The organism is Sphaerisporangium sp. TRM90804 (assembly GCF_029846175.1).
Taxonomy (GTDB): Bacteria; Actinomycetota; Actinomycetes; order Streptosporangiales; family Streptosporangiaceae; genus Sphaerisporangium.
In genome coordinates this window covers 149,705-172,524 of record NZ_JARWAC010000017.1, presented here as the reverse complement: position 1 = coordinate 172,524, position 22,820 = coordinate 149,705, and the positions used below count along the sequence as shown (strand labels likewise).

The window sequence follows — 22,820 nt, the reverse complement described above, 5'->3', positions numbered from 1 at the left end:
CCTAGGCCGACCGAAACAGTAGTGCGTACGGAAGCGGGTCACCGATACCCGAAAGCAACCGTTATGACTGTTTCATTCAGTCACTCTTTGTGGCGGCCGGCACGTGGACGGCGAGCACCGTGACGTCATCGTCCTGCTCATACCCCGCCAGCATGCGGTCCACCAGGAAGTCAAGCAACATATGAGGATTTCCTACGACTTCCGGGGGTGCCTCGCCGACGACCGAACAAAGTTCCGCCAGCCCGGCGTCCAGACCGCGCTTGCGGTTCTCGACCAGGCCGTCGGAGTACAGCACCGCCGTGTAGCCCGGCGGCACGCAGAACCTGAACTGCTTGCGGATGGTCGGCCAGCCCAGCGGCGTGCCCGGCTCCCCCTCCGACAGCACTCCGGTGCCCGTGGGGGACACCAGCAGGGGCGGCGGATGGCCCGCCAGCGCCAAGGTGCCCTCGCCGGTGCCCGGCTCGACCACCATGTACGCCAAGGTGGTCACCTGCTCCTCCTCCTCGGTCGCGTCGAAGACGCGGTCGAGGCCGGTGAGCACCGCCGCGGGCGGCGGGTTGGTGAGCGCCAGGGCGCGCATCGCGTTGCGGATTCGGCCCATGCCGGCCGCCGCCTTCACGCCCTTGCCCATGACGTCGCCGACGACGGCCGCCACCCGGCCGTCCTGGATCACGAAGGCGTCGTACCAGTCGCCGCCGACCTGGACGTGCCTGCTGCCCGAGCGGAACCGCTGGGCGAGCACCAGGCCCGGGATGTGCGGCAGGCGGTCGGGAAGCAGGCTCCGCTGGAGGGTCTCGGCGGTGCGGTGCTCGCGCTCGAACAGCGTGGCCCGCTCCACGGCGAGCGCGCACTGCCCGGCCAGCGCCTCCAGGAAGACGCCGTCCTCCTGGGAGATCTTCTGCGGGCGGGTGAAGGCGAACCGCAGCGCGCCGAGCGCGCGCCCGGCGGCCAGCAGCGGCAGGCCCACCCAGGCCCGCTCGTCGCTGTGGGCGAGGAACCCCGAGATCACGGCCTCGTCGCCGCCGGCGTCCACCAGCTGGGCGCGCAGGCTCTCGGGCGACTCGGCGAAGACCGGCCTGCGGCTGTTGACCGCCATGGTCATCACGCTGGACTGGGCGAGCGGGATCTCCTCGCCCGGCGCGCCGGGAACGTCGGGAAGGCCGCCGCTGTTGATGAGCTTCAGCGCGGCGCGGTCGGTGTCGAGCAGGGCCACGGCCGACCTGTCGGCGGCCAGCGCGGTGCGGCCGACGTCGATGATCACCTGGACGACCTGCTCCACGGTGAGCGCCTCGGCCAGGATCGCGGTGGCGCCCTGGAGCCGGGCCGTGCGCAGCGCGGCGGCGCCCAGCTGGTCGGTCAGGCGGCCCCGCATCTCCTCGGCCTCGCGCTGCGGGGTGACGTCGCTGTTGGCGCCGACCCACTCGACGACCCGGCCGTGGCGGATGATCGGGACGGCCCGCACCTCGAAGTGCCGGTAACCGCTTGCCCGCGTGCGGACGCGGTAGCTCCACTCGAACATCGTGCGCCCGCGCAGGGCGTCGCGCCAGGCCTCCTCGGCGGCCGGGCGGTCGTCGGGGTGGACGGCCTCCAGCCAGCCGTAGGAGAAGTACTCCTCAAGGCTCTGGCCGGTGATGGCGCGCCACTGCGGAGCGTCCTCGATCACCGCGCCGGTGGGCGCGGTGATCCACACCAGTTGCTGCTGGGACTCCACCAACCGACCGGTAACGTTCCTCGCTGCGGCGCAGCTCCTCCTCGGTGAGCTGGCGCTCGGTGACGTCCACGCCGAACAGGGCGACACCGGCGAGCGACCCCTTCTCGCCGTGAATGGGGTAGAACGACAGGCTCCAGTGCCGCTGCTCCCCCGAGGGCGACATGGTGCGGAAGCGCTGGTCGTGGTTGGCGACCGCGCGGTGCTCCTCGACGACCCTGCGGAAAGCGGGCTCGACCAGGGCGGCGAGATCGGCCGGCAGGGCCTCGGAGACCGCACGGCCCTCGTGCTCGTCGGCGGCCAGGCCGCTGACGTCGGCGAAACTCTGGTTGACCCGCGTGAACCTACCGGCCGTGTCGAGGAACGCGAAGGCGAACGGCGCCTCTGCGAGCAGGCCCTGGAACAGGGCGGGGTCTGAGATGTCCACACCCGACTCCCGGGGACGGGGCACGGAGGTTTCGGCGCTCATGGTCGGCACCTCCGTCGCGTGCCAGGGTCTCCCACGAGGCACATCTCCATAACTGTGATTGGTAGCGCGGAATCTGCACTACATCATCGGCGATGGGCACGCGCGGACGGAAGCCCCGGCCGCGATGCGGTCAACGCATCCTGTCAAAAACGCGCAGCGGTGTGCAGCAAGATCGGACGACTTCTTCGGCGCCCGCTCGATCGGCCCGCTCATCGCAAGCACGGCCAAGCCTTCCCTCCGCCATCTCGGACCCCCTAAGGGCCTTGTCGCCGTCAGGCACGGCCCGCCGTGCGAAACCGGCGTGCCAGGGACAGCTTCCCACAGGAAAGGCGATCCGGTGCCGGATGCCCCTAAGCCTTACGGGGCAAGGGGTTGACACCGCGATTAGACAGGATGGAATGGGTACGCACGGTCCTTAGAGCACTGTCCGGGGGCCAACCCCCGCCGCACCGGAGGATCGGGAGACAGCTATGCCTGCTCTAGCGACGCGTTTCAACGGGGGTACCGCCGAGCCGCCGGCGAGCGGCCAGGCGCCACCCCACCAGGTCATCGGGGCCCGCCTCTCAGGCGAGTTCCTCAGCGTGCCCGTGGAGACCGTCCACCGGTGCGTCGAAGACGTCCGGGCCTGCGCCGCCCACCTCGGCGTGGACGTCCCGGCGGACGCCGTGGAGCGGATCGCCCGCGAGCGCCTGCTCGCGGTGGCCACCTCGGCCCCTCTGCTCACGCCCTCGCCGCACGCCGCCCCAGGGCACGGCCGTCCCTGACACCGGAGGGGCGTCGCCGCGTCTCCCCGGCCCCGCCGGGGTGTGCACGGTAACAGCGGGATCACCAGGCGGCGTTCCGTGCACCGTTCGCCCCCGGAATGCGAGAAGGTTAGGGGCGTGAGCCGCCGACGACGCCGAGACCCCAGGGGGACCCAGCCGCCGGACGACGTGTTCGCCGAGATGCTCCTGGCGGCCCGGGAGCTGCTCGCCGTGCGTTCTCCGCTGGATGCCGAGCTGATGGTGTCCGACATGCTGGGCGCGTGGTGGGGCCGTCAGCTGCGCCGCGGCGACGTCGAGGAGTTCCTCGGCGAGGGCCTGGTCGGCTTCGCGGCCAAGGCCGGCACCCCCGCCGCGCTCACCCTGCTGATCGCCGTCGCCTACCTCGGCACGCCCAGGCAGGCGGCCAAGGCCGAGGGGGCGGCGCTCGCGCTGATGGAGTCCGACGTGGCCAGGCCCCGCTGGGCCGAGCGCGTCGGAGCGGTCAAACCGCGCGGCTGCTACGTCTCGCGGGACGCCTACGGCGACCAGGACACGGTGGTGTGCACCTTCGCCTACCGCGACCTCGTGCGCGAGGCCGACCCGGCGGCCGCGCCGCCGGCCGAGCCGCCGCGGCCCGAGCCCGACGACTCCCACGCCCTGGTGGTGATCGTCGACTACAACATGCGCGGCATGGCGCGCGACGCGTGGGTCTCCTCGCACGTGGAGCAGCTGCTGGAGAAGGCGTCCGCGGAGGCCTCGGGCAACCCGATGCTGCGCTTCGAGGAGCTTGAGGCCACGCAGGCCAGGGCGCTGCTGGAGTTCGCGATGAAGGCGACGACGGCCTCTTTGGGCCGCAAGTCGCCGAAGCTCGTCAGCGACGGCTACAGCGCCTTCCACGCCTTCGCCAGAGCGCGCATCAAGGCGCTGCCGCCCGGCCGCAAGCGGCCCGCGCCGCTGTTCAGCGAGGCGCCCTACAGCAGAGACCGCCGCGCGATGCTGGCGGCGGAGTTCCTGGCCTCCGACGCCGCCGAGCACCTGTCCGACCCCTCGGCGGCCTCCCGGTGCGCCGACCACATCATCGACTACGGCTGCGACCAGGATTTCAACCGTCCCCTGCGGGTGAGCCCGACCAAGTGCCAGACCTTCCTGCTCGACTGGCTGCCGCGCAAGGTGCTGCTCAGCGAGGCCGAGCAGGAGGCCATGCCGCACGTCCTGCTGTCGTGGGTGCGCTTCGCCGCGCCGAAGACGGGCCTGCCCGAGCCCGGCCTGCGGGCGACCCTGGACGCCGTCTGGGAGGCCGCCGGGCAGTTCACCGAGGCCTACCGCGACCCCACGACCTTCGGCCTGGACCGCTCCCTGGTGGAGCGCCTGCTGCCCGACGGCGACCTGTCGGCGCTGGCCCGCCGGGCCTTCGCCTTCCCCCACCTCCAGGGCATGCACGGCGACGTCGACCTTGAGGCGCTCGACCCCGCGGTGGACGCCGACCGGCGCATCCTGCTGGAGATCGACCACGCCGACGAGCGCGACCGCCCCGACTTCGCCGAGCACCTGGCCTGGCACGAGGAGATCGCCAAGCGCCTGTGGGACGGCGACCCCGAGGAGCTGTGGGAGGCCGCCCAGCGCCTTCTGGACCTCGGCCACGAACGGCACGACGTGCTCCACGTGCTCATGGAGATCGCCGAGCGCATCGGCGACCACCCGCACGAGCTCGCCGCCGCCCTCGACGACATCGCCGACATCCCCGACGAGCCGCCGCCCGTCTAGCTAGGCGGTGAAGCCGATGTCGGCGTAGCGCAGGGTGTGGAAGCCCGGTGCCCCGATGTTGGCGAGGGTGGACTTCACGCCCCAGTTCTGCGGGCGCTGGTAGAGCGGGAGCACGCCGGCCTGGGCCCACACCAGCTTGTCGGCCTCGTTGGCCGCCTTGCGGGCCCTGGCCGGGTTGAGGTCGGAGGACGCGCGCTTCATGGCGGTGTCGATCTCGGGGCTGCCCGTCCTGCCGAAGTTGGCGTTCCACTGGAACCTGCCGTCCGAACCCTTCACCTTGTCGGCGTAGGTGCCGTAGGCGCTGGAGATCGGGAAGGGGGTGCCGATGTAGGAGAACGGCGCGATGTCGAAGTTGCCGGGAATGATGTATCTGCTGAAGAAGTCGTCGCTCGGCACCGCCTGGACCGTCACCTTCACCCCGATGCGCTGGAGCATGGCCCGCACCAGCTCCCCCTCCGACTTGCTGAGCTGGAGGCCCGAGGGCACCACGAACCGCAGCTCCAGCCGCCGGCCCGCCTTGTACCGGTTGGGGCTGTGCCGGTGCCAGCCGGCGGCGTCCAGCAGCCGCTCGGCCGCGGCGGGGTCGTACGTCGCGCTCCCGCCGGAGTTGTCCTGGTAGCCCTCCTGGGTGTTCATGAAGAAGTGGTTGCCGAGCAGCACGCTGTCCCAGCCGAGCCCCTGCAGGTCGGAGCGGGTGATGGCGTCGCGGTCGAGGCCCATCGTGATCGCGCGGCGCACGCGGACGTCCGACAGCGCCGGGCTCTCGCCGTTGAAGGTGAAGTGGCGGAAGTCGGGACCGGCGGCCTGCCTGATCACCGCGCCCTTGGCGCCGCGGGCGCGGGAGTAGTCGGCCGCGGACGGGCCGACGTCGAACACGTCGACCTCGCCGTTGGTGAACGCGCCCACCAGCGCCTCGCCGTCCAGCGACCTGAATATGATCTTGTCGAGCTTGGCCCGGTCGCCCCACCAGGCGTCGTCGCGCACGAGGGTGATCGTCTTGGCCGTCTGGTCGAACGAGCCGAACCTGAACGGCCCGGCCGTCGCCGGCACGCGGTTCAGCCACCCGGTGTTGAACGAGGCCGGCGTGGCGTTGGTGGAGCGCGGGTACAGCGGCCAGAACAGCGACTGCCACTCGGAGAACGGGTGCTGGAAGGTCACCACCACCTCGTAGTCGTCCTCGCCCCGTGCCACGCCGGCGATGTCCTGGTAGCCGGTCGTGGCGGCCACGTGGAAGTCGGGGTCGGCGCCGCTCAGCGCCTTCCACTGGGCCTCGTAGTCGTGCCAGGTGATCGGCCTGCCGTCCGACCACCGCGCCTTGCGGTTGAGGGTGTAGGTCACCACCTGGCGGGGGCTGGTGGCGCTCACCCGCGCGTCGGTGACGTAGTCGGCGTTCGGCGACGGCGTGCCCTTCTCGTCGGAGCGGAAGGCGGAGGGCATCAGGGCGTCGACGACCTTCTTGACCTCGGCGAGGTTGCCGTCGACGTGGTTGAGGTTCCACTGCGTGGGCGACTCGGTGAGCCCCCAGTGCAGGGTGCCGCCGTCCCTGACGCGGTCGCGGGACACCGGGTTGACGTCGGACGCCTTCATCGCCGCCGGCGACGCGCCGGACACGCCGCCGGGCCCGGCTTCTCGGCCGGCGCCGCACGCGGCCGCCGCGAACGTCGCGCTGACGGCGAGGGCGGCGGCGAGCGCGCGTGGCCGCCGCCCGCCCCTCCCGGGTGCTGTCACGGTTCCTCCAGGTTCCTCGCTGTGGTCGGCGCCGTGCTCTGGACGACGCCCGGCTTCTCGGCGTAGTGGCAGGCCGCTCCGTGGTCGTCCTCCAGCGGGCGCACCTCGGGCTCTTCGGTGAGGCAGCGCGCCCGCAGAGCGTCCGCGAGGGCCTTGAACTTCGGGCACCGGGTGCGGAACCGGCAACCGGAGGGGGGATCGGCGGGGCTCGGGACGTCCCCCTCCAGCAGGACGCGGCGGCGCCGCCGCTCGCGCGCGGGGTCGGGGATCGGCACCGCCGCCAGCAGCGCCTGCGTGTACGGGTGCGCCGGCGCGCCGTACACCCGGCCCGCCCGGCCGATCTCGGCGATCCTGCCGAGGTGCATCACCGCCACGCGGTCGGCGATGTGCCGCACCACGGCGAGGTCGTGCGCGACGAGCAGGTAGGACAGGCCGAGGCGGTCCCTCAGGTCCTCCAGCAGGTTGATCACGCCCGCCTGGACGGACACGTCGAGCGCCGACACCGGCTCGTCCAGCACGACCAGCCGGGGTTCGAGGGCCAGCGCCCGGGCGATGGCGACGCGCTGGCGCTGGCCGCCGGAGAAGTGCCGGGGGTGGCGCGCGGCGTCGGCGGCGTCGAGGCCGACCATTCGCAGCAGCCGACGCACCCGGGGGGCGGCGTCGCCGCGCCGGTGCGTGACCAGGGGCTCGGCGACGATGTCGTGGACGGTCATCCGGGGGTCCAGCGAGGCCAGCGGGTCCTGGAAGACCACCTGGACGCGCCCGCGCAGGGCCAGGCGCTCGCGGGAGGTGAGCGTCGCGGTGTCGCGGCCCATCACGCTCACCCGGCCGGCCTGCACGCGGGTGAGCTCCAGGATCTGCATGAGCGTGGTGGTCTTCCCGCAGCCGGACTCCCCGACCAGGCCGAGCGTCTCGCCCTCGCGGATGTCGAGGTCGACGCCGTCGACGGCCCTGACCGTGCCGACCCGGCGCCGGAGGAGGGCTCCGCGCGTCAGCGCGTAGTGCTTCACCAGCCCCTGGACCTCAAGGACGACCGGCGTCGCCGGGCGCGGCGGCCCGTCGCCGGCGAGCGGTACCGCCGCCCCGCGAGCCTCGGGGCGGGGCGCGCGGCCCGGCTCGCGGGCGCGCAGGCAGGCGGCCCGGTGGCCGGGGAACACCTCCAGCGGCGCCGGCTCGGCCGCGCGGCACTCGGGGATCGACAGCGCGCAGCGCGGCTCGAACGGGCACCCGGGCGGCAGCTCGGCCGGCGAGGGCGGCCGGCCCCCGATCGGCACCAGCGGCAGCTCGGCGCCGGCGTCCAGGCGCGGCACCGAGGCGAGCAGGCCCGCGGTGTACGGCATGCGGGGCCGCGCGTAGACCTCGTGGACCGTGCCGAGCTCCACCTCGCGCCCGGCGTACATGACCAGCACGCGGTCGGCGAAGCCGGCGACCACGCCGAGGTCGTGCGTGATGAGCAGGACCGCCGCGCCGGTCTCGCGCTGCGCCTTCCTGAGCACCTCCATGACCTGGGCCTGGACGGTGACGTCGAGCGCCGTGGTGGGCTCGTCGCAGATGATCACGTCGGGGTCGTTGGCGACGGCCATGGCGATCATCGCGCGCTGCCGCATGCCGCCGGAGAACTCGTGCGGGAACGCGCGGGCCCGCCGGCGCGGGTCGGGGATGCCGACCAGGTCGAGCAGCTCGACGGCCCGCTCGGCGGCGGCCCGCCGGGTGACCTCGCCGTGGACGCGCACCGCCTCGGCGATCTGGTCGCCGACGCGGTATACCGGGGTCATCGCCGACAGCGGGTCCTGGAAGACCATCGAGATGCCGCTGCCGCGCAGGGCGGCCAGCCTCTTCTCGGGGGCGCCGATCAGCTCGGCGCCGTGCAGGCGCGCCGAGCCGGTGACCCGCGCGCGGCGCGGCAGCAGCCCCATCACCGCCAGCGCGGCGACCGACTTGCCCGCGCCGGACTCCCCCACCACGCCCAGCACCTCGCCCGCCGCCAGGGAGTAGCCCACCCCCCGCACGGCGTGGACCTCCCCGAAGCGCACCGACAGGTCGCTGACCTCCAGCACCGGCCCGCCGGCTCCGGGGCGTCCGGGAGCCGGCGCACGCCCGGCGAGCGGGCGCTCCCCCGTGACGCCGGTCACCCGGCCCTCCCGGCGTCCGGGTCGAACGCGTCGCGCAGCGCGTCGCCGGCCAGGTTGACCGCCAGGATCATGACGATCAGCACGCCGGCGGCGAACCAGAACGTCCACGGGGCGTAGAGCGCGGTGGCCGAGCCGTCGGCGATCAGGCCGCCCAGCGAGACGTCGGGCGGCTGGATGCCGAACCCGAAGTACGACAGGCTCGTCTCGGTGAGGATGGCGGCGCTGACGTTCAGCGTCGCGTCCACCACCAGCAGGGACGCGAGGTTCGGCAGGACGTGGCGGAAGATGATCGTCGGCGGCGCGACCCCCATGAAGCGCGCCGCCTGGATGTACTCGCGCTCCCTGATCGAGCGGGTCATGCCCCGGACGATCTTGGAGGTGACCATCCACAGGAACGCCGCGAGCATCGCCACGAACAGCAGCCAGCGGCCCGCCGTGAACAGCGGCGACATCACGGCCAGGATCAGGAAGGCCGGCAGCACGAGCAGCAGGTCGGTAACCCACATGAGGGTGCGGTCGGTCCAGCCGAGGAAGTAGCCGGCGAACGAACCGGCCACCGCGGCGAAGGCGGTGGACAGGACGGCCACGAGCAGGCCGACGAGCAGCGATCGCCGCGCGCCGCTCATGGTGACGGCGAACACGTCGGTGCCGGTCTGCAGCGTGCCGAACCAGTGCGACGCCGACGGCGGCTGCAGGAAGGCGGTGAAGTCCAGGTCGGTGGCCGACCAGGGGGCGGCGCGCGGCCCGAGGAACGCGAGCAGGAACAGCGACGCCAGCAGCGCGAAGCCCACCCGGCCCTGCCCGGTGCGCAGGAAGCGGCGGGCCACCAGCCGCGACCTGGACGGCACCCTGGTGTGCCGGGCGCCCGCCATCGTCTCGGCGAGCTCCTCCCGCGGGGGCGCGGCCATCAGCCCACCCGCACCCTCGGGTCGAGGACGGCGTGCAGCACGTCGGAGGCGAGGGAGGCGAGCATGACGGCCAAGGCGGCGAAGCAGCTGATCGCCGCGACCGTGTTGACGTCGTTGGAGCGGATCGAGGCGATGAGCTTCTCGCCCATGCCGTGCCAGCCGAACACCGACTCGGTGATCGTGGCTCCCACCAGCAGCGAGCCGAAGGTGAACGCGAAGTAGGTGACGGCCGGGATGAGCGAGGTGCGCAGCGCGTGCCTGACCAGCGCGGTGCGCCTGCGCAGCCCCTTGGCCATCGCCGTGCGGACGAAGTCGGCGTCCAGCACGTCGAGCATCATGTTGCGCTGGTAGCGGCTGTAGACGGCGATCTGGCCGAGCGCCAGCGAGATCGTGGGCAGCACGAGGTGCTTGGCGCGGTCGAGCAGCCCGGCGCCGACGCCGTCCGCCAGCCCGGGCGTGGCCTCGCCGCTGACCAGGAAGACCTGGACGCCCAGCAGGTCGTTGAGCCAGACCGCGCCGATGACGAGCATGTGCGCCAGCACGACGGTGGGGATGGCCAGCACCAGGAACGCGCAGGCCGTCGAGAGCCGGTCGAACCAGCCGTACTGCCCGACGGCGGCGGCCGCGCCGGCCAGGACCCCGGCCACGCTGCCGAGCACCACGCCGAGCAGCACGAGTCGCAGCGTGACCCCCGCGCGCCGGGCGAGGTCGGCGCCGACGCGGTCGCCGTTCCAGGTGCGGCCGAAGTCGCCGCGCAGCACGCCGCCGGCCCAGGTGAGGTAGCGCTCGGACAGCGGGGCGCGGTCGTTGAGGTTGAGCCGCGAGAGCTGGGCCTCCACCACGGCGGCCGGGGGGCGCGGGTTGCGCCCCTCGTAGTTCGACCGGGGATCCAGCGCGGTGGCGGCCAGCAGGTACGCCAGGCTGGTCGCGACGGTGATCAGCAGGATGCAGTTGGCCGTCCGGCGGAGCAGGAACCCTGCCATCGCCCCCCTTCCGCCCGCTGCCGAGTCGCGCCGGATCGCGCACACCGAGAGCCCGCCCGGTGACTCTCGGTGTCCATCCTGCTACACGCGGCGACCAGACGGTGACAGGATTGTCGTCATCTCGCTCAGGTGTCTGCCGGTGAGGGCGCCGGACCGGCCGGCGGGCCGGCGTTGATCAGCGGTCGGCGAGCTCGTCGACGGCGGCGCGGACGTCCTCGCTGGTGATCGTGGTCAGCTCCGCGGCGCTGGCCGTGCCGCCGCGCCCCGCCAGGCGCACGTCGCGTCCGAGCGCGGCCCGCTCGAACAGCGACCGGGCGAACCGGCCGTTGCCGAGACCGTCGATCAGGCCCTCGGCGCAGACCCAGGTGAAGACGTCGGCCAGGTCGCGCAGGGCCGAGTCGTCGAAGCGGTCGCCCGACCGCTTCGCCAGCAGGCCTGCGATCTCGGTCAGCTCGGCGGGGGTGTAGGAGGGGAAGGAGACACGCTGGTTGAAGCGGCTGGCCAGGCCGGGGTTGGTGGACAGCAGCCGCTCCATCTCGGCGGCGTAGCCGGCCAGGATGATCACGAGCCGGTCGCGGTCGTCCTCGGCGCGCTTGAGCAGGGTCTGCACGGCCTCGGCGCCGAAGGCGTCGCCGCCGTGGTAGCCGCTGTTGACCAGGCTGTACGCCTCGTCGATGAACAGCACGCCGCCGAGCGCCCGGTCGACGAGCTCGTTGGTCTTGATCGCGGTGGCGCCGAGGTGCTGGCCGACCAGGTCGGCCCGGGACGCTTCGACCACGTCGGGGCGCGACAGCAGGCCGAGGGCGGCGAAGACGCGGCCGAGCACGCGCGCCACGGTGGTCTTGCCGGTGCCGGGCGGGCCGACGAACACGAAGTGCCGCATCTGGGGCGGGGCGGGCAGCCCCTGCTCCTCGCGCATGCGGGCGACGCGGAGCTGCGCCGTGATGGCCCGCACCTGCCGCTTGACGGGCTCCAGGCCGGCCATGCCGTCGAGGTCGGCGAGCGCCTCCTCGATGCTGGGGGTGGCCTGGTAGCCGCGGAACCGGGCGGTGATGTCGTTGAAGGCCTTGGTGAGGTCGGCGGCGGTGGTGGTGACCAGGTCGACGTGGCTGGGGGAGCCTCCCGCGCCGACCACCCGCACGTCGCGGGCCTGGGCCGCGCCCTCGACAAGGCTGCGTGCGAACCGCGCGTTGCCCAGCTCGTCGACCAGGCCGCGCCGCTGGACGTCCTCGAACAGGGAGAGCAGGGCGGGGCCGGCGTCGGCCGACAGCCGCTCGCCGCGCCGCGCCCGCAGCACCTCGCAGATGCGCAGCAGCTCGGCCGCCGAGTAGGAGGGGAACTTGACGCGGGTGGAGAAGCGGGACGACAGCCCCGGGTTGGACCCGAGGAAGGCGGCCATCTCCTTGTCGTAGCCGGCCAGGATGATGATCAGGCGGTCGCGGTCGTCCTCGGCGCGCTTCAGCAGGGTCTGCACGGCCTCGGCGCCGAAGCGGTCGGGCTGGCCCTCGGCGGAGTTCACCAGGCTGTAGGCCTCATCGATGAACAGCACGCCGCCGAGCGCCCGGTCGATCAGCTCGTTGGTCTTGATCGCGGTGGCGCCGAGGTACTCCCCGACCAGGTCGGCCCGCTGCGCCTCGACGACGTACGGGGTATCCAGCAGGCCGAAGGCGTAGAAGATCTTGGCGACGGTGCGCGCCACGGAGGTCTTGCCGGTGCCGGGCGGGCCGGCGAAGACGAAGTGGCGCATGGGCGGCTCGGTGGAGTAGCCCGCCTCGGCCCGCAGGCGGGACGCCTCGATGGAGGCGGCGATCGAGCGCACCTGCTCCTTCACCGGCTCCAGGCCGATCATGCCCTCCAGCTCGCCGAGCGCCTCCTCGACCGAGATCGGCGGGGGCGCGCCGCGCTCGGCGGGGCCGTCGCGCTCGGCGGCGCCGTCGCGCACCCGCTGCCCGACCTGGACGGCGGTCGCGGGCGCCGCGGCGGCGAACCGGCGGCGGACCTGCCTGGCCTGCACCAGGCGGTAGGCCAGCACGGCGGCCACGACGCCGTACGCCGCCCACACAGCGAGGGCCGGCGAGGACAGCGCCACGGCGAACGCGACCAGGGCGGCGGCGCCGAGCGCGGCCAGCGTGGTGATCCACGGCGTGACCCAGCGGATCAGGTGGGCGGCCGCGCCGGTGACCATGCCGAGCAGGATGTACAGGGTGGGCAGCGGGAAGTTCGGCTGAAGGAAGCTGCCCATCACCACCATGAGGGACGACCAGGCCACCACGACCAGCACGGTCGCGGCTGCGCGGGGAAACCGAAGGGTGAGCTCGGCGAATCCGAGGAGTAACAGCATCGTCACGAATGTGGTGAACGGCGACCCGCCGAGAGGGATGGAGACCGCGACGGCGCCGATGACGGCCGTGCCGAAGATGATCCGCCTCGTGGTCCGGGAAAGCCGGAAATAACGGAGTCGGACCTGCTCGAACGCATCACGGGCCGCGGCGCGCCCCGCCGGCCGGGCCCTGTCGGAGTCCCGCATTTTGCCTCCCCGGTCGCCTCCCGGTTATACCGCACCGAGGCTGGAAGCGCGCGTCCCGACGCCGTGCCTTCCGCACGCGCCGGATCAGGGACGGCGCGCGGAGGGGCGGGCCTCGTGGCGACCGGGGTACTCGCCGACGAGCACGTGCTTCGGCGTCACCCGCAGCACGTCCTCCACCGGGTCGGCCAGGGCGATCCCCCGTACCTCGGCCCAGAACTTGCGCTCCACCGGATCGGCGACGAAGACGGCCACCCGCGGGTCGCGCGCCGCGGCCGACCACGCCTCCTCCGCGACGATCAGGCGCAGCTCCCCCGAGCCGCTGACCGAGGTCACCGCGCCGACGGCCAGCGTGCGGGGCCCGTCGGCGCCCACGTAGGCCAGCACGACGTTGCGCGAGTAGGTGAACGCGCGGCGCAGGTCGGCGCCCAGCGCCACCGAGGGGGTGACCTCGCCGGGCAGGCGGGGCCCGCAGCCCTCGCAGAGGATCAGCGACCCGCGCCACGGCCCCGCGGACCCGCGCCACCAGGCGCGCGCGGCGCGAAGCAGGAACGCCGCGGCGAACAGCAGCAGCGCGCCCGCGACCGTCCACCACGCCCGCTCCGCCGCCCACACCGGCCCACCGAGCGCGCGCACCGCGCCCGCCGTCACCAGGGCTGCGGAGGCGAGCAGCAGGGACGCGACCGCGACCGCCAGCCACAGGTCCCTGCGCAGCAGGGTGCCCACCCGCCCCCGAAGCCCGCCGCGTGCGCGCACGTACGCCATCGCGGCCGGGACGCACACCCCGGCGAGCGCGGCGCGGCGCTCACCCGCCACGAGCGGCGCCACGCCGATGAGGGCCACCAGGAACCACAGGCGGGCGGCGACGATCCACAGCGTGACGCCGGTGTCGCGCAGCCCGACCCGCTCGGGCGGGGCGGCGGCGAACTCGGCGAGGGCCTTCACCGGGCGGCCCTGCCACGCCTCGGCGAAGCCGCGCAGGGCCAGCACGGCGACGCCGTTGAACACGACGAGGCCGAACAGGCCGGCCCAGAACCCGCCCAGGACGTCCTCCCACTCGACCGCCGCCGAGGCGGCGGAGACCAGCGGGACCGCGGCGTCGGCGAGCGACCAGTCGGGGATGGTCGCCAGCGCCACCGCGTATGCGGCCATCACCAGGAGGGCTACCGACACGCTCACGCTCAGCCACAGGTCGCGGGCGAGCATCCCGGGCACGTACTTCCACACCGCGATCGCCCGGGCCTGCGCGGCCGTGAGGGCCAGAAGCAGGAGGAGCACGGCCGCGCCGCCGACGCGGGCCTCCTCGCGCAGCTCGTACCAGAAGGTGAGGACGCTGACCACGGCCAGGGAGGCGGCCGACAGGACGCGGACCCGCCGTGACCAGAGCTCCAGGGTGCGCCGCGCGTGGCCGGTCTCACGGGCGTCGACGCTCCAGGTGGGGTCGTGGTGGCCGTGCGGGCGTTCCCAGCGCAGGTGGGTGAGGCCGAGGTTGATCCGGGCGCCGGGGTGGCCGTCGTCCCTGCGCAGGGCGTTCCGGTAGGCGGAGGCGGCCTGCCCGTGGTCGCCGCGCAGCAGGGCGAGGTCGCCGATGAGCACGTGCGGGTCGGCCTCCTCGGGGGCGAAGCGGACGGCCTGCTGGGCCTGCGCCCAGGCGTCCCGCCAGCGGCCGGGCACCCGGCGCATGACCGAGCCGAGGCGTAGCCGCGCGGCCCAGGAGCCGGGTGCGAGCCGGACGGCGTCCTGAGCCGCGACGACCGCCTCGGAGTCGCGGCCGAGGCGTTCATGGGCGAGACTCGCCAGCCGGTGGCCCCATTCGCCCTCGGGGTCGCGGTCGACCGCCTCGCCGGCGGCCTCCAGCGCTCCCTCCGGCTGGTCGCGTGCCAGCCGCGCGACGGCGACCACGCACCACGCCCGGGGGTCGGCCCGGTCTCGCGGGGACGGCACCGGCGATGGATCGGGCTCGCTGGCGTTCCCCACGCTGTCATGGTGTGCGGCGAACCGCAGATTGCCTAGATGTCGGACATATAGCTATGGCTCTCTAGAGAGGCCGGGGTCGTCCCACGGGAAGCACCGGTCCCGCGACCCTCTCCCGGCGCAGGCGAGGCCCGTCCGGGCCATTGCGGCAACTCCCTGAACGATCACCCGGGATGGCCTTAGGCTGCCACGCATGTTCAGCGGGCTGGCTTACTTTGGGGTGAAATGACCCTTCTGGGGACGCGGTCCGGCCCACGTGGCGAGGCGGCGGCCACCGGCCACCGGCAACGGTGGGCGGTCCTCGCACTGCTCTGCGCCAGCCTCCTGCTGATCGCCGTCGACGCCACGGTCCTGCACATCGCGGTTCCGGCGCTGACCTCCGCCCTGGAGCCGTCCGCCGTCGAGCTGCTATGGATCATCGACGTCTACTCGCTCGTCGTCGCGCCGCTGCTGCTCACCTTCGGCACTCTCGGCGACCGTTACGGCCGGCGGCGCTTCGTGCTCGCGGGCTACCTGGTGTTCGGCGTCGCGTCCCTGTCGGCCGCGTTCGCCGCGACCCCGGCGGCGCTCATCATGTCGCGGGCGCTGCTGGGCGTGGGCGGCGCGATGATCATGCCGGCCACCCTGTCGATCATCCGTCAGGTCTTCACCGACCGGCGGGAGCGCGCCATCGCCCTCGGCGTCTGGAGCGCCGTGGCGGCTGGCGGCGCCGCCGTCGGCCCGCTGCTCGGCGGCGTGCTGGTGGAGCACCTGTGGTGGGGCGCGGTCTTCCTGATCAACGTGCCGCTGCTGGTCGCGGCGTTCCCGCTGGCCGTCCGTCTGCTGCCCGACTCCCCCGGCCGCCCCGGCCACCGGTGGGACGTGCCGAGCGCCGTGCTGTCGACGCTGGGCGTGCTGTTCCTGGCGTTCGGGCTCAAGGAGGCCGGGCACGGCGCTGTGACGGGCCCGGGCCCCGCGGTCGCGGTGCTGCTGACCGGCGTGGGGCTGCTCGCGTGGTTCACCGCCCGGCAGCGCGGGCTGGCGCATCCCTTCCTGGACATCGGCCTGTTCGCCCAGCGCGCGTTCGCGGTGGGTGTGCTGTGCGTGCTGCTCGCGGTCTTCGCGCTCGTGGGGCTGCAGCTCATGCTCGCGCAGTACCTGCAGCTCGTGCTCGGCGACAGCCCGCTGCGGGCCGGGCTGCGCATGCTGCCGCTCATGGTGGCGGCGGTCGCGGGCGGCCTCAGCGCGGCGAGCCTGCTGCGGCGCTTCGGGCTGCGCGCCACCATGGCGGGCGGTCTCGCCCTCGCAGGGGCGTCCCTGGCGCCCACGCTCGCCTGGGGCACCGAGCAGCACCCGTGGATGCTGGGCGCCTGCTTCGCCGGCATCGGCTTCGGCGTCCAGGTCTCGCTGCTCGCCGCCTCCGACACGATCATGGCCTCGGCGCCCGAGTCGCGCGCGGGCGGCGCCGCGGCCATCGAGGAGACGGCGTACGAGCTGGGCGCCGGCCTCGGCGTGGCCGTTCTGGGCACGATCACCACGGTCGTCTACGCTCCCGCGCTCGGCCAGGTGCCCGGGGTGGGCGCGACGGCGCTCGCCCAGGCGCGCGAGTCGCTCGCCTCGGCCGCGCACGTCGCGACGCAGCTGGGCGGCGCGGCCGGCGCGACCCTCATGGACGGCGCGCGCACCGCCTTCGTCACGGCGCTGCACTCCACCGTGCTGGTGAGCGTGGGGTTGCTGGCCCTCACCGCGCTCACCGCGCTGGCTCTGGTGCCGCGTCATCCGCCGTCCGCCGACGAAGGCAACCCCGAAGACGCCCCGTCACCGACGTCCCGCGACCGCGAGGGCGAAATACGCGGGCATGACAGACGCGATTCAGGGCATTTGTCGGTGTAACGCGGACCGACCCGAGAGAATGGCTACCGTGAGACGAACCTTGACCGACCTGGCCGCGCTGGCCGCCCGGTTGGGCGTCGGCGGGATCTTCTTCGCCAACGGCTGGCACAAGCTGGAATTCGGACTCACCGCGACCAGCGACCAGTTCACCAAGATGGACGCGCCCCTGCCCGGCGCCTGGGCCGCCACGACCATGCTCATCGAGCTGATCGGCGGGGCCCTGCTGGTCGCGGGCCTCGCCGTGCCGGCCTGCGGCCTCATACTCTTCGTGGAGGCCCTGGCCGTCTTCCTGCTGGTCAGCGGGGACACCGGCCTGCCGCTCACCGGCGGCGACATCAACCTCGTCGTCGCGCTCGGGGCGGCGTCGGTGCTGCTGGCCGTCGTCGGCGCCGGGCGGCTGTCGGTCGACCACCTGGTGGTGATCCGGCGGCGCGAGAACGAGGCGGCGAGCGAGATGGCCGCCGACGACGAGGCCGACTCGGTGATCTCCTCGTGGCGGGAGACCACCGACCGCGCCCCCTCGGCGTCCGCGGATCACCCCGCCGCGAAGCCGGCCGAGCCCGCGACCGGCGCGAAGGGCCCGGTGACCTTCCCCAAGGAGCCGGCGGACACCCGCGACACCGCCGAACTGACCCGCCCACGCAAGTCGCCACGCCCACCGGCGAGCGCCACGGACGACGCAGCGGCCCCGGACCCATCTTCGGCCACCGACCAGCAGGACCGTCTCGTGGCCGGCGGCCGGAAGACAAAGCCCGCCGACTCCGACTGACCGGACCCGGCTGACCGGACCCGGCTGACCGGACCCGGCTTACCGACCGCTCCCGCCCGGACCCGGCTGACCGGCCCCGGCTTACCGACCGCTCCCGCCCGGACCCGGCTGACGACTCACCGGACCCGACCGCCCGGACCCGGCCAGACCCGAGCGACGGCTGACCGGACCAGGCGACCGGATCAGACCGACCGGACTCGACTGACAGCGGGCCGGATCCGACCGCCCTAAGCCGATCGGATCCAACTGACCGACCGCTGCCCCCGTATCACGACCGGCAGAGTCCGCCGAGTCGGAGCCACGTCGCAGCCACGTCGGAATCGCGTCGGAGCCGCGTCGACAGAACACCCGTTTCGGTATGCGATGCCGTGTTTCGGCTGCGTGCTGCCCGCAGATCAGGGGCGCTGATCTCGTGCGGCCGGTTTGAGACCGGTCACGAGAATCCATATATGAATTGCCCGAGCAGATCACAAGGAGATCACATGCGAAAGGTAATCGTGTCGCTGTTCGCGACGCTCGACGGATTCGCCACCGGCCCTAATGGTGATATGGGATGGGTCACCGACCGATTCCGTGAAGATACCGAGAAATACGCGCATCACCAGCTTTTCGGCGCTGACCAGCTCGTCGTGGGCCGGGTCACCTACGAGATCATGGCCGGTTCGTGGCCCTCGATGACCGACGACTCCGGTTCGGCCGACCGCATGAACAGCCTGCCCAAGCTCGTCTTCTCCCGCACGCTCGAAGAGCCCCTCTCCTGGAACAACGCCACCCTCGCCAAAGGCGACCTCGCCGAGGAGGTCACCCGGCTCAAGCACGAGCCCGGCGACGACATCCTGGTGTACGGAAGCGTCAGCATCTCGCGCCAACTGATGAAGCTGGGCCTGGTCGACCGCTTCCGCCTCTGGGTCCACCCCGTGGCCCTCGGCGGGTCGGGCGCCGACCCGATCTTCGCCGACTACGACACCACCGAGCTCGCGCTGGTCGACACCACGATCCTGTCCTCCGGCGTCGTCATCCTCGACTACGAACGCCCCGGCGGCACCACCCGCTGAGCCGCTCCCGGCGCGTCCCCCTGGCACGCGGCCCAGGGGGACGCCATGAAGGGCGACAAGGCCCCCGGTTCACGCCCCCCGCTCCCGGGACCCGGCCCTCAGCGGTGACGGCGAGCGGCGGGGGCGGCAGACGTCCAGCCGATGGAGGCGTCGAGGGTCACGCCCGCGAGGGTGAGGGCCTGCTCGCGGGTCAGCGTGGCGCCGCGTTCGTAGGCCGTGGCGAAGGCCGAGGCGCCGACCAACTCCCTCGACCGGGCCGCCACCGCCAGCATGTCGGGGTCGTGCCGCTGGGCTCCGCGCAGGACGGTGCACGCGCCGAGCAGCAGCGCGGCCCGCTCGCCGTCCTGGTTCAGCATCGCCGCGGCGGCCATGCCCTCGACCACGCCGGCCACACCGGAGAGATCGCGAAGCTCCAGTGCGACGGAGACCGCCTGCTCGAACCTGGCGTCCGCCCCGGCGGCGTCGCCCTCCGCCGCCTCGATGCGCCCGAGCGCGACGAGCACCCTCGCCCACGTGCTCGTCGCGCTCACCCACTCGGATCCGCACGCGGCCAGCGCCTGCTCGACGTGACGCCGTGCCTCGGCGAGGTCGCCGCGCAGGCGGGCCAGCTCGCCGAGCCCGAGGGACGCCGCCGCCCGCGCCCCCAGCGCGCCGCTCGTACGCGCGAGCTCGTCCCCCCGCCGGTACGTCGCCCGGGCCTCCTCCAGCCGCCCGGCCCGGACCAGCGCGTCGGCGCGCCGGCACAGCAGCTCCGCCGTGTCCTGCGTCGCCCCCAGCAGCCCGGCCAGCTCCAGCGCCTCGTCCAGCATCACCAGCGACCTGTCCCGCTCTCCCCGGCGCTCGGCGACGTCGGCCAGCGCGTCGAGCGCCTGCATCGTGCCCCAGCGATCGCCGACCTGCCGGAACCGGTCGCGGGAGGCGGCAAGCAGTTCGTCGGCGTCCGACAGGTTCCCGTAGAAGAGCTCGATGTACCCGTCGCCGAGGCGGCCGAGCGCCTGAAGCCAGGGGTCGGTCCAGCCCTCGTGGTCCCAGGTGTAGCCGTCGGCGCCCGCGGGGCCGGTGGCCAGCGCCCACAGCACCAGGGTGAACGGCTGGCGGGTGGACCGGCCGAGCGCGGACACGATCATCCGCGCGCGTTCGCGCGGCGCGCGCAGCCCTTCGTCGCGGGCTTGCTCGGCACCGGCCAGCACGACACACGCGACGTACTCGTCCTCCAGGCCGGCGGGCGGCTCGGCGCCCAGCGCGAGCACCAGCTCCCTGGCAGCGGACGCCGCCTCGCTGACCAGGCCCCGCAGCCACCAGTAGACCGACAGGTCGGCCAGCAGCCGCATGGCCACCGTGTGGTCGGCCCCGAGGGCCCAGCGAAGGGCGGCGTGGATGTCACCGTGCTCGGCCGACAGCATGCTCAGCCAGTCGAGCTGCTCCTCGCGGCGCAGATGCGGCTCGGCGACGCGGGCGAGCGCGCAGTAGTAGCCCGCGTGCGCGGCGCGCGTCGCCTCCAGCTCCCCGGCCTCCAGCAGTCGCTCGGCGCAGAACTCCCGGATGGTCTCCAGCATCCGGTATCGGCCGGACGACGCCTCCACGAGGGATTTGTCGACCAGCCCGGCCAGGATCTCGGCGACCTCCTCGGGTGGGAACCCGCACACCCGCTCCACCGCCGCGAGCGTGGCGCCGCCGCGGAACACGGTGAGCCGCCGCGCCAGCACCCGCTCCTCCGGCTCCAGCAGGTTCCAGCTCCACTCGACCACTGCACGCAGCGTCTGGTGCCGCGGCGCGGCGGTGCGATCGCCACGCGACAGCAGCCGGAACCGGTCGTGCGCAACCGCCTCACCGCCCGAGGAGGCGGTCGGACCGGCCGGCGCGCCCGAGAACCCGGGGCGGACCCCCCGCAGGCGGGAGGCGATCTCGGCGAGCGGCAGCGACCTCAGCCGGGCGGCGGCCAGCTCGATGGCGAGCGGCAGGCCGTCGAGGGCGGCGCAGACGTCCACCACGGCGTCGACGTTCCCCGGGCCCAGCGCGAAATCGGGCGACACCGCGGCGACGCGGTCGGCGAACAGCCGTACCACCGGATACTCCATGGCCTCTCGCACCGAGACCCCGCCGGACGGCAGCGCGAGCGGCGGCACCGGGCACAGGGCCTCCCCGGTGATGCCGAGCGCCTCGCGGCTGGTGGTGAGCACCCGCACCCGGGGGCAGCCGCCCAGCAGCCGTCGGGTCAGGACGGCGGTCGCGGCGACCACGTGCTCGCAGTTGTCGAGGATCAGCAACAGCCGTCGTTCCGACAGCACCGCCACCAGCCGCGCCGCGACGCCGGACGGCGCCGGATCGGGCGGGGGCGCCTGGGCGAGCGCCGACACGCCCTTCTCGCGCAGGCCGAGCGCGCCCATCACCGCCTGCGGCACCTCGGCGCCGTCGCCGACGGCGGCGAGGTCGACGAAGCAGACCTCGCCCGGCTCCCGCTCCGCGGCCTCGACGGCCAGCCGCGTCTTGCCCGCGCCCCCCGGGCCGGTGAGCGTCACCAGCCGCGACGAACCCAACAGCTCACCGACCCGCCGAAGCTCCTCCTCACGCCCCACGAAGCTCGTCAATTGCGCCGGAACCCGCCGCCACGCCCCCGGAGAACCAGCCTCGCCCCCCGCGAACGGCTCCCCCACCGACGGCGCCCCGGAACCGGGCGACCACCAGGAAGCGGGGTCCGTCCCGAGCGCGGGGTCCGTCCCAGACACAGGGCTCGGCCCGTCCGGGGGTAGCGGCCCAGGCACGTGCGCCCATCCAAGCGCAGGCCTCGATCCGGGCGCGGATCCCGGCGCGGGCGCGGGTGGCCAACCGGACGCGGGGCTGGATCCAGGCGCGGAGCCCGGTACGGACGCGGATCCCGATGCGGGCGCGGAGCCCGATGCGGGCGCGGAGCCCGATGCGGGCGCGGAGCCCGATGCGGGCGCGGGTGGCCAACCGGACGCGGGGCTGGAGCCCGGCGCGGGCGCGGAGCCCGGTACGGGCGCGGAGCCCGGTACGGGCGCGGGTGGCCGGCCGGGCGTGGGGCTGGATTCAGGGGCGGGGCTCGGTGTGGGGGCGGGGTGGCCGGAGGGTGGGGTGGCGCGGAGGAGGGTCAGGTGGACGGCGGTCAGCTCGGGGGACGGGTCGGCGCCCAGCTCCTCGGCCAGCAGGCGGCGGCCCTCGTGGAAGACGGCGAGCGCCTCAGCCTGGCGCCCCGCGCCGTGCAGGGCCCGCATGAGCTGCGCCCGGGGCCGTTCACGCAGGGGGTGCGCGGCCACCAGCTCGGTGAGCTCGGCCACGGCCTGCCGGTGGCCGCCCAGGGCCAGCTCGGCTTCCAGGCGGTCCTCGGTGACGGCCAGGCGCAGCTCCTCCAGCCCGGCCGCCCGGGCCGCGGCGTGGGGCACGTCGGCCAGCGCCGGGCCCCGCCACAGCCGCAGCGCGTCGCGCAGCACCGTGACGGCACGCGGCCGGTCTCCGGCGGCCAGGGCCGCGCGCCCCTCCCCGGCCAGCCGCCCGAAGCGGTGCGCGTCGACCGCCTCGGGCGCGACCGCGAGGCGGTACCCCGCCGTGTGCAGCTCCACCAGGCCGCCGCCCTCGGGCCCGAGCCCCCGCCGCAGGCGTGAGACCTGCGACTGCAGGGCGTTGGCCGCGTCCCCGGGCGGTCTCTCGCCGTACAGGCCGTCGATCAGCCGCTGCGTGCCGACCACCTGGCCGGCGTCCAGCAGGAGCAGGCCGAGCAGCGACCGCACCCGTGGCCCGCCGACGGCGACCGGCTCGCCGCCGTCGAGCCACACCTCCGTCGCACCCAGGATGCCGAAGAACACGCCCTGATTCTTCCTCATCCCCACCCGAGCAGCGCGCACGTGTCCTCACGGCCCCCATCCCCCGGCCCCCCTCATCCATGACCCCCAAGGCACACGCCGACGCGACGACCGGCTGGTCGGAGGTGAGCCGGGCACGGAACCCAGCCGTGGCGAAGAGCGCCGCGGTACGCGACCTCCCTCACCGGATAGCAGGGCGGGACAGGACGACCGGCCCTACCGGAAGACAAGGCCACGACACGGCGACCAGCCCTACCGGAAGACAAGGCGGAGGTAGGGCGAGTGAGCGGCCGTACCCGGAGGCAAGCCGGGTACGGCGACCAGCCGTACTGGAAGGCAGAGCGCGGCGACCGGCCCCCGGAGGGCGTGGTCG

12 protein-coding genes and 1 pseudogene are annotated in these 22,820 nt (G+C 73.9%); 5 read left to right on the top strand and 8 right to left on the bottom strand.

Translation table 11 applies throughout. The features are described from left to right. Positions 1–76: 76 nt before the first annotated feature. Positions 77–2,177, bottom strand: a pseudogene (locus PYR91_RS22710) (SpoIIE family protein phosphatase). 470 nt (positions 2,178–2,647) lie between these two features. Between PYR91_RS22710 and PYR91_RS22705 the strand changes: the two are divergent. Continuing rightward, positions 2,648–2,941, top strand: coding sequence for a hypothetical protein (locus PYR91_RS22705; RefSeq protein WP_279782559.1), 294 nt, complete (start codon positions 2,648–2,650; stop codon positions 2,939–2,941). Positions 2,942–3,121: 180 nt separating this feature from the next. Next, the gene (locus PYR91_RS22700; protein WP_279782861.1) at positions 3,122–4,684 is read left to right on the top strand and encodes a hypothetical protein; all 1,563 of its coding nucleotides are present in this window, start codon (positions 3,122–3,124) and stop codon (positions 4,682–4,684) included. Here PYR91_RS22700 and PYR91_RS22695 read toward each other — a convergent pair whose 3' ends face one another. The 6 genes from PYR91_RS22695 to PYR91_RS22670 form a co-directional block, all read right to left on the bottom strand. Next, the gene (locus tag PYR91_RS22695; protein ID WP_279782557.1) at positions 4,685–6,412 is read right to left on the bottom strand and encodes an ABC transporter family substrate-binding protein; all 1,728 of its coding nucleotides are present in this window, start codon (positions 6,410–6,412) and stop codon (positions 4,685–4,687) included. Continuing rightward, on the bottom strand, positions 6,409–8,469 hold the full coding sequence (locus PYR91_RS22690; RefSeq protein WP_279782859.1) for a dipeptide ABC transporter ATP-binding protein: 2,061 nt from the start codon (positions 8,467–8,469) through the stop codon (positions 6,409–6,411). Before PYR91_RS22690 ends, PYR91_RS22695 begins: the two co-directional genes overlap by 4 nt. Positions 8,470–8,540: 71 nt before the next feature. Further along, the gene (locus tag PYR91_RS22685; RefSeq protein ID WP_279782555.1) at positions 8,541–9,452 is read right to left on the bottom strand and encodes an ABC transporter permease; all 912 of its coding nucleotides are present in this window, start codon (positions 9,450–9,452) and stop codon (positions 8,541–8,543) included. Beyond that, positions 9,452–10,435 carry an ABC transporter permease gene (locus PYR91_RS22680; protein WP_279782554.1) on the bottom strand — a complete coding sequence of 328 codons (984 nt, stop codon included), beginning with the start codon at positions 10,433–10,435 and terminating at the stop codon, positions 9,452–9,454. Before PYR91_RS22680 ends, PYR91_RS22685 begins: the two co-directional genes overlap by 1 nt. Before the next feature lie 175 nt (positions 10,436–10,610). Continuing rightward, positions 10,611–12,962, bottom strand: a complete 2,352-nt coding sequence (locus PYR91_RS22675; RefSeq protein ID WP_279782552.1) for an AAA family ATPase — start codon at positions 12,960–12,962, stop codon at positions 10,611–10,613. A gap of 84 nt (positions 12,963–13,046) precedes the next feature. Beyond that, entirely contained in the window at positions 13,047–14,936 is a 1,890-nt protein-coding gene (locus tag PYR91_RS22670; RefSeq protein ID WP_279782550.1) for a hypothetical protein, read from the bottom strand. Between the two features lie 222 nt (positions 14,937–15,158). On the opposite strand from PYR91_RS22670, the gene PYR91_RS22665 reads away from it, so the two are divergent. The 3 genes from PYR91_RS22665 to PYR91_RS22655 all read left to right on the top strand — a co-directional run bounded on the left by PYR91_RS22665 (position 15,159) and on the right by PYR91_RS22655 (position 18,629). Further along, entirely contained in the window at positions 15,159–16,805 is a 1,647-nt protein-coding gene (locus PYR91_RS22665; protein WP_279782548.1) for an MFS transporter, read from the top strand. Positions 16,806–16,833: 28 nt separating this feature from the next. Further along, entirely contained in the window at positions 16,834–17,574 is a 741-nt protein-coding gene (locus PYR91_RS22660) for a DoxX family protein (RefSeq protein WP_279782546.1), read from the top strand. Positions 17,575–18,056: 482 nt separating this feature from the next. Further along, entirely contained in the window at positions 18,057–18,629 is a 573-nt protein-coding gene (locus PYR91_RS22655) for a dihydrofolate reductase family protein (protein ID WP_279782544.1), read from the top strand. Positions 18,630–18,727: 98 nt separating this feature from the next. On the opposite strand, the gene PYR91_RS22650 is transcribed toward PYR91_RS22655, so the two are convergent. After that, positions 18,728–22,468 (bottom strand): BTAD domain-containing putative transcriptional regulator, encoded by a 3,741-nt coding sequence (locus tag PYR91_RS22650; protein ID WP_279782542.1) that lies wholly within the window; start codon positions 22,466–22,468, stop codon positions 18,728–18,730. Between the last annotated feature and the right edge of the window lie 352 nt (positions 22,469–22,820).

Excerpts from the sequence above, each read along its gene's own strand:
- PYR91_RS22655 (WP_279782544.1), top strand. The coding sequence starts at position 18,057 with ATGCGAAAGGTAATCGTGTCGCTGTTCGCGACGCTCGACGGATTCGCC.
- PYR91_RS22665 (WP_279782548.1), top strand. The coding sequence starts at position 15,159 with ATGACCCTTCTGGGGACGCGGTCCGGCCCACGTGGCGAGGCGGCGGCC.
- PYR91_RS22675 (WP_279782552.1), bottom strand. The coding sequence starts at position 12,962 with ATGCGGGACTCCGACAGGGCCCGGCCGGCGGGGCGCGCCGCGGCCCGT.
- PYR91_RS22680 (WP_279782554.1), bottom strand. The coding sequence starts at position 10,435 with ATGGCAGGGTTCCTGCTCCGCCGGACGGCCAACTGCATCCTGCTGATC.
- PYR91_RS22700 (WP_279782861.1), top strand. The coding sequence starts at position 3,122 with ATGCTCCTGGCGGCCCGGGAGCTGCTCGCCGTGCGTTCTCCGCTGGAT.
- PYR91_RS22685 (WP_279782555.1), bottom strand. The coding sequence starts at position 9,452 with ATGGCCGCGCCCCCGCGGGAGGAGCTCGCCGAGACGATGGCGGGCGCC.
- PYR91_RS22650 (WP_279782542.1), bottom strand. The coding sequence starts at position 22,468 with ATGAGGAAGAATCAGGGCGTGTTCTTCGGCATCCTGGGTGCGACGGAG.
- PYR91_RS22705 (WP_279782559.1), top strand. The coding sequence starts at position 2,648 with ATGCCTGCTCTAGCGACGCGTTTCAACGGGGGTACCGCCGAGCCGCCG.